The organism is Desulfomarina sp. (assembly GCF_054039375.1).
Genome location: NZ_JBPLBA010000276.1, coordinates 1 through 7,576 on the forward strand (window position 1 = coordinate 1; position 7,576 = coordinate 7,576).

The 7,576-nt window shown below is 42.1% G+C and carries 6 protein-coding genes and 1 rRNA gene; 1 reads left to right on the plus strand and 6 read right to left on the minus strand.

The window, feature by feature from the left end:
- Nucleotides 1-293: 293 nt before the first annotated feature.
- On the plus strand, nt 294-839 hold the full coding sequence (locus ACXLDX_RS15320; RefSeq protein WP_457578059.1) for a DUF4388 domain-containing protein: 546 nt from the start codon (nt 294-296) through the stop codon (nt 837-839).
- Here ACXLDX_RS15320 and ACXLDX_RS15325 read toward each other — a convergent pair.
- The 6 genes from ACXLDX_RS15325 to rrf all read right to left on the minus strand — a co-directional run.
- Nucleotides 832-1,674: a motility protein A gene (locus ACXLDX_RS15325; RefSeq protein WP_457578060.1), complete on the minus strand. Its 843-nt coding sequence runs from the start codon at nt 1,672-1,674 to the stop codon at nt 832-834. The two genes, ACXLDX_RS15320 and ACXLDX_RS15325, sit on opposite strands and share 8 nt — an antisense overlap.
- A gap of 10 nt (nt 1,675-1,684) precedes the next feature.
- A complete protein-coding gene (locus ACXLDX_RS15330) occupies nt 1,685-2,800 on the minus strand; it encodes an OmpA/MotB family protein (RefSeq protein ID WP_457578061.1) in 1,116 nt (371 codons plus the stop codon).
- 643 nt (nt 2,801-3,443) lie between these two features.
- Nucleotides 3,444-4,391, minus strand: coding sequence for a fructose-bisphosphatase class II family protein (locus ACXLDX_RS15335; protein WP_457578062.1), 948 nt, complete (start codon nt 4,389-4,391; stop codon nt 3,444-3,446).
- 131 nt (nt 4,392-4,522) lie between these two features.
- Nucleotides 4,523-6,379 (minus strand): fructose-bisphosphatase class III, encoded by a 1,857-nt coding sequence (locus tag ACXLDX_RS15340; RefSeq protein ID WP_457578063.1) that lies wholly within the window; start codon nt 6,377-6,379, stop codon nt 4,523-4,525.
- 754 nt (nt 6,380-7,133) lie between these two features.
- The gene (locus ACXLDX_RS15345; RefSeq protein WP_457578064.1) at nt 7,134-7,319 is read right to left on the minus strand and encodes a hypothetical protein; all 186 of its coding nucleotides are present in this window, start codon (nt 7,317-7,319) and stop codon (nt 7,134-7,136) included.
- Nucleotides 7,320-7,474: 155 nt separating this feature from the next.
- Nucleotides 7,475-7,576: ribosomal RNA gene (gene rrf, locus ACXLDX_RS15350) — 5S ribosomal RNA — on the minus strand; the annotation flags it as partial.

Below are 7,576 nucleotides of genomic sequence, written 5' to 3' on the forward strand. Positions count from 1 at the left end.
AGTTTTGTATGTAATCAGCGTTCCACCTGGGCGTTGCCGGGTCAAATTTAAAAATAACTTTTGTTATTTAGAAGATAAATAGATTATGAAACAGCGACAGCCGCATCAGTTTTTTCGAGAAAATATATACAACTAACATTAAGATGGAGTTGCTTTTAGGAGTGACTTTCATTACAATAGAAGTATTCCACATATTTTCATTGAACATATCTTGAAATTGAACTATGAGCTAGCCCTCCTATATACAGTAAATGCCTGGGTCTTTTTTTTGAGGCAGGAGAAAATGATAAAAAATGAAACTTGATGCACGCCACAGGGGTGGAGTATCCCTTCAGGGTGATATTGGGGCAATTGAGCTGAACTATGTTTTTCAGTTTCTTGATTATGCGACCCTGTCAGGAGAATTGCGTATTGTTACAAATGGCAATAGCGGCAGTTTTTTCTTCCAGCGGGGGATACTTATTTTTGGTGCTCTCGGTACTCATCAGAAAAGGATTGGTGATCTCCTGCTCGAATCCGGGCGTATCTCTGAATTACAGCTGAAGCAGTGTCTGAAAATTCACAGGCAACACGGTGGACGAAGGCGTCTGGGTGATATCCTTGTAAGAAAAGGCTTTCTTGAATTTGAAAATCTCTCCGAGACACTGAAGATGCAAGCCCGTGAAGCTTTTTTTGAAACCCTCAGGTGGAAGGAAGGGATGTTTTTCTTTTTTATTAATCAATATCCTTCCCGGGAGGAAATTTTGATCAATGAGCGTATTGATCATCTGCTCCTGGAAGGAATTGTACGACTTGACCACTCCGTTTCAAGAACTGCCCCTGCTAAACAGGTTAAATAGCTTGTTGATCGCTGTTTTCCTGCTTTTCCTTTTGTTCTATTGCAAAACGTTCTCGTATTTTGGCGTATGAGACAAGACTGGCTTCCCGCTCTGAGGGAGTCAGAAACGATTCCAGTTTTGTTTTCAGAATAACAGAGTTCATTTCTGTGCTGATGGCAATGACGCCTTCCATGATTATTTTCTGCAGCAGCAGTTCCTGATTGGTTCTTTCCCTGATAATGGATGCAAAGGGGAGGAAAAAAAAGTTGGCAAAAATCAGTCCGTAAAGAGTTGATGTGAGCGCTATGGGAATTGCTTTCAGAATGATCGAAGTATCACCTATGCCGCCCAGCATTGTAATAAGGCCCACGACCGAGCCGATAATACCGAAAGCCGGGAAATAATCGGCGATTGTTCTGAGGATCCGTTCGCAATCTTCTCTTCGAAGTTTAAAGAAATACATCTCCGTATTAAGAATATCCCTGATCTGCTCAATCTGATATCCGTCCACCAGGCAGCCTAGGGCTCTTCTCAGAAAGAGAACAGTTGTTTCGTTTTCCTGATTCTGCAGGGACAGGATGCCCTCCATTTTTGACCGTATTGAGAGATCAATCAGGATATTGATGATTTCAGTTTCTTTTTTTATCGGGTTTTTATAAGCGGAAAGAAGAACTTTGACGACAATACGCAGTTGTTCGAATTTAAAACTGATCAGTGATGCGGCAAATGTACCTCCACAGACGATCAGGAGTCCGGATATGTTGAAATAGAGGGAAATATTTCCGTGGATAAAAAAGCCCAGGATAAAAAGAGCGATACTGAGAAGAAGACCCATTGTAGTTTTATTTTTCATCATTTTTCCGGTTTTATTTCAGATTTTCAGCTGTAGGTTTCTGGGGTCTGGGAAGTCTTTTACTGATTATGATTTCCACCCTGCGGTTTTTTGCACGATTTTCTGCGGTGGTGTTTGGCTTGAGAGGTCTGTAGGAGGCGTAGCCACTGACTACGAACTGATTAGGATTCATGCCCATGTTGTCAATGAAGAACCGGGCGACTGTACTGGCTCTGGCGACCGACAGTTCCCAGTTGCTTTTAAACCGGTTGGATCGCATGGGGATATTATCGGTATGGCCGACAATATTGATCATATAAGGTGTAAGCCTGATTACAGCGGCAATTTTCTGCAGGGATTTTTTTGCTTCAGCAGACAGTTCGCTCTCCCCAAGTCCAAAAAGCAGGTCACTTGTCAGTATGATGCGCATGGTTTTATCGGGAATAAGATCAACAGTGGCAAATTTTTCGAGATTATTCGATTCAAGCGCATCTTTGCTCAGGGTAAATATTTCCTGGAACTGGTCTTTTTTCACAGGGGAACTTAGTTCCTGATCCGGAAGGGGACGAGGTTCCAGAATTTCCTCAGGTTCTTCGATTATTTTTTTTTCTTCCGGAATTGCCAGCACGATTTTTTCCGGTGCCAGTTGTGACGAGACCTTGGTTTCCATGGAGGGAAACGGTTCAATCTTCTCCTGTTTTTTTTGGACGTTTTCTTGCGGGGTGGAGTTTTCAGGAATTTTTACGACCTTTTTTATTGTTCCGGCAGTCATTATGGGAAGACTGGGTTTAATAGGGACAAAAGGAAAGGAAGCACCGCTTGCATCCATTGAATCAAGAGCTTCCGTGGTGTCTCCACCAAGGATTTCCGGCTTCTTTTTACCAAGAAATTCTTCGTTGGCGGATTGGTATACAAACATGGCAAGGAAGAGGATGAACATGGTCATCATCAGATCCGACCAGGCCACAGACCAGTGTGTTGGCCGGGGAAGGGATGATCTGCTGGTGAATTCATCAATATGGAATACGGTATGGCTTCGTATCCGTCTTTCTATATTGATGAACCCGGTTCCTTTACCATGTTTACCATTTTGCGGTAATCTGTTCCGGTTGTCGTCATTTCCTGATGTACAAAGATTCTCGGATTGCATTGGACATATAAATTATTATTAGGATTATTCACCGGTCAACCGATACCGGAAAAATACAGTCGCGGATCAGCATTCAGTACCGCTCTATTATTATCGGATGGATAGAACTGAAATGTAAAGAAAAAAGGTAATAATTGTTCTCCTGATTACCCATGAAATTCAGCCGGATTGGGGATGTGCCTGCTTTATCAGGCCGAGAGTTTTGTACGTAATCAGCGTTTCACCTGGGCGTTGCCCGGTCAAATTTAAAAATAACTTTTGTTATTTAGAAGAATTGTTTTTATTGTAGTTTCTGCGTTATGACCTTGTAGAACAGGTTGTTATTCAGGGGAGGGCCTGTGGTTGAATTCTTTTAAAATCGTATGGTATCTAACGCTTTTCTGACATTCATTTAAAATTATCAGGGCGATTACTATGTGAAATATCACCAGAAAGCCGCTGTAAAATCTGGCAGAAAACAAGGAGAGGTAAATCATGTGAAGGAAAAGGCTTGAAATTGCAATAACACGAAGGGGCGGAACCCATTTTTTACAGAGAACTGCCCGGGGGGAAGCCGAAGAGGTGAAAATCCTGTGACAACAGCGGGTGATTTTCTGTTTCATACCTGAGTCCTGTTTGTCAGGACTTTTTTCTGTCTGTGTTGCTAAAATACTGGTTTATAATCAAAAAAGTGGTGTGTCTCCAGCTTTCTGTATGTTCGTGATTCACCCCTGGCAACAAAGGATGTTGTTATGGCACCATTTGAAGTAAAACGAACACCTTCAAGAAATTCTCCGTCGGTGATACCGGTGGCTGCAATTGCAACTTCCTTGCCTTTAATCAGATCCTGCAGCCTGAAAATTTTTTCAAAATCGGTAATCCCGTGTTCTGCTGCTTCCTGCCTGTCCCGGTCGTTTTCATAAAAAATCTTCCCTTCAAAGTAGCCACCGAGACAACTCATGGCCGCAGCCACCAGGGCTCCTTCAGGGGCATAACCGTAGCCGATATAAATATCTGCTTTTTCACCTCTCAGAGCTGCAAGACAGCCAGAAATTTCACCCCCTTCAATGAGTTTTATCCTCGCTCCGCATTGACGGACTTCATTGATCAGTTTCTGATGGCGGGTTTGATTGAGGATACAGACAGTCACATTTTCGGTATATTTTCTAAGAGTTCTGGCTACCCGCTTGACATTGACAGCCGGAGGTTGATTAATATCAATGACCTGGCCAACTCTGGGGCCGACAACAATTTTATACATGGAGAGGTTGGGCAGGGACTGGATTGAACCTTCTTTTGCGATAACAGCATATGATGTAGCATTGTTTTTGCCGTCGGCTGCGGATCTGTGAGCTTCGAGGGCTACAGCCATTATATCTGTTTTTTCTCCTCCTTTGCCAATTCGGGAGGGAAGTTGATAGGTGTCTTTTCGTTGTGTAAAACGGTCGTTGACAAGACAGCCATCTATATGCAGTCTGTTGAGTGTTTTGGTGATGGCTTTTCTGGCCTGATTCAGAATATGATCATGGTCTCCGAGTCCCTGAAGTCTTGCCGCGGTGAGTGCTGCAATTTCTGTAGCACGAACAATTTCCATCCCGTAATTGGTATCCATGATGAAGTCAGGTTTTTACGGTCACCTTGAAAAATTGCCTTTTCGTAAAACCCTGGGTCACGGGGAAATAAAAAATACTCATATACCTTCGAGTTGGAACGAAAATTCTGATTTTTCAAGACATCCTTTAATTAAATGTGATAAGTGTGAAATTTATCCTGTTTTGCACATTCGCGCAGCAGACTCATTATCTTATCACGTTCTTTTTTTATTTTTTTTCCGGCAATGGTATCCTTTATTTTCATGGGCTGTCTGAATTCATCTATAAGTTCAATGTCAAGGGGGGCGGATTCAAGTTTTCTCGCAGCTTCCATGATTTCGTCCGGTGTCGGCAGGATGATACCATAGAGTTGGTGGGGAGTGTGTACCAGTGAGTGGCCACGGTTGTAATAGGCTGCTGCAAAACCGCCATCAATATTAATAGCCACCCCATCTTCACTCGCCATTGAAGCCCCTTTTTTGTAATTGACCGGTGTGTGGCCGTATATAACACGCTGTACACCAAATTCTTTCTGTAGAAGTTGTTTGAATTCGGTTCGTTGCATATTATCTTTCCAGTACAGACTTCTTTCCGTGTGTGTTTCCTTGTCGATGAGGAAATATCTCTCAAATGTTTTCATGGCATGTTTACCAAAAAAAGGAGATTTTGGACCACACCAGAGATAAAAGAAAAGGGCCTGGTCTTCAGGGTTTTGTTTCTCCCCCTTGAGATAACGCTCTCCGGCACGTTGGATGGTGTCCTGGATAAAACTGAGCAGGAGTTTGCCTTTGCGGCCGAGAAACTCTTCGAATTCACCATCAGCTGTTGAGGGTATCAGAGCGTGAATATTAAGAAAATTATTTTGAATATGAAATGTTTTTCCGACGGTAAAGAAAAAACGGAGAAGCCGTTTTAAACGCTTATTTGTTGTGAACTGGCGTTCGAGATCATTGATAATCTGCACTTCTTCGGCAGTGAGTTCACCGGGATTGTCAAGATCAATAGTCGGAAAATGGGTATCGTTCAATCCGGATGTATCATTTTCCTTTAAAAGGTTCGCAAGTCGATTCAACCACAGTCGAGATTCCATTTCATATTGCGGGAAATCTCGAATAGTCTGTTCTTCCAGTTTGAACTGTATAATCGCAAGGGCTTTTTCCATGGAACGCCCTTTGTCGGTTTTTGCTTTGAAATTGCCAGTAACATATTCGACAGGGTATGTTCGTTCTGCAAATTCTGCAAGGGGAGTGAAGTTGAAACGGAGGCGGTGGAGAAATTCGAAATGATCATATCTGCAAGTGATACGCAATGCTTCAGCAATAAGTGAACGGTTACCGGCTGCGGCACCCATCCAGAGGATGTCATGATTTCCAAAAACATAATCAACCATTCCCCGGTATGCATTGGAGGAAAGAATTCTGATGATCTTGTCCGGTTGCGGCCCTCTGTCAAAGACATCTCCGAGAACCTGGATTCTATCCAGGATAATCTGATGAATGGTATGGCCAAGGTGGGCGATCAGTCTGGTGGAGATAACTGGTTCTTCAAAGATTGGGTCAGGAACAGAAAGCCCTGAGAGGAGGCGGTTGATGATATCGCGAAATTCTGGTCGGAAAATTTCGTTGGCCCTGGTGGTAATATTTGTTAGTTTGTATTTCAGGATTTCGACGAGACACAGGATGACATCCTGCATGTCCATTCTAGTGTGTTCATCGAGGAAATATTGTTTTTTTCGGATAACTTTGGTCAGATACTGGATTTTTTCGGAACTGAAGGTGGAGGGAAGGGCTTCCCGGCAGGTCTGATAAAGAATACCGAACCTGCCTCTCAGAATGGATTTGAAACGGTCTCCTTCACCATGGAGATCGCTTATCCAGAGAGTAGTGGGAATATTGGAATTGAGTTCCTGTTCGAGTTCGAGAAGTTTTTGTGCAAGTCGGTCTATCTCTTTAACCTGCACTTTGGGAGGTTGGATAAATTGGTCAGTCTGATTATGCTTCGGACCCATTTTGCCACCTTTGTTCCAGTAAATATGAATTATCCTGATCAATTTTCACATGAGAAAGCGAAAGCGCAAACAGGAATTTTCTGGATAAGCAGTTAGTAATATTTCAAATCACTTACAAAACTCAGCATGATATTTGTAGGTCTGGGTGTGTGCATGTTTTATCAGGTGTATTTCAAAAATCCGAACTGACATTGTTACATTTAAATGCTTTAGCAATAAAGATTCGGATTGTTTTTGACTGTTGAACAGCCTGAAAAAGCAGGTTCATTTTCCATCTGGCCGAGTTTCATGGGTAATCGGAACAATATTTTCTTATGTTACCTTTTTGAAAGGAAAAATTCAATAATTCGTTTGGGTTCGTTTTTTCGATAAACCGGGGTCGTCGGATTCTACGGCCCAGCCACAAATAGCCAATAAAAATCATAACCGTGGCAATACAACCTTCAGCAGGTGATTTTCAGATAAATTATTTTCTTCTAAATAACAAAAGTTATTTATAATTTTGATCGGGCAACGCCCAGGTGGAACGCTGATTACGTAGAAAAATCATTCTGTTATCTATGGGCATGAGGAAGTATCTGTTTTATCGGGCGTATTTCAAAAATTACATTGTACTGGCTTGAAAATAATCTGGACTGACACTTTTTCATTTAGAATCCTTGTCAATTGAGATTTTCAGTATTTTTTGCCCCCAGGTTAGCCTGATAAAGCAGGTTCATCAACAATTCGGCTGAGTTTCATGGGTAAGAATTATTTATATCAGGCCTACTTTTTTCCAGTAATCTTCTATTTCAAGAACTTTCTTGAGGTATTCCAGCCAATGTAATTCACCGAGTTCATTTCCATAAGTTTTTTGATATTCGTTAATTATTTTTTCCTGCTGTTTTCTGGAGTAAATACTCCATTCTATGAGAAGGTCTTCTACTTGTTCAGGTGTCATGTAGTTTCTGCAGTTCGGTTGTAATGAATAAAGAGATTTTTGCAGCCAGAATTAAAGCATACAGTCGATTTCTTACAAAAATCTTACAATCGTCCGACAAAGTAAAAAAAAAAAGCCCCAATAAGCAATAAGCTCATTGGGGCCTTTTACCAGAAAAACGGCGGCGACCTACTCTCCCACACAGTCTCCCATGCAGTACCATCGGCGCTGAAGAGCTTAACTTCCGTGTTCGGAATGGGAACGGGTGGATCCTCTTC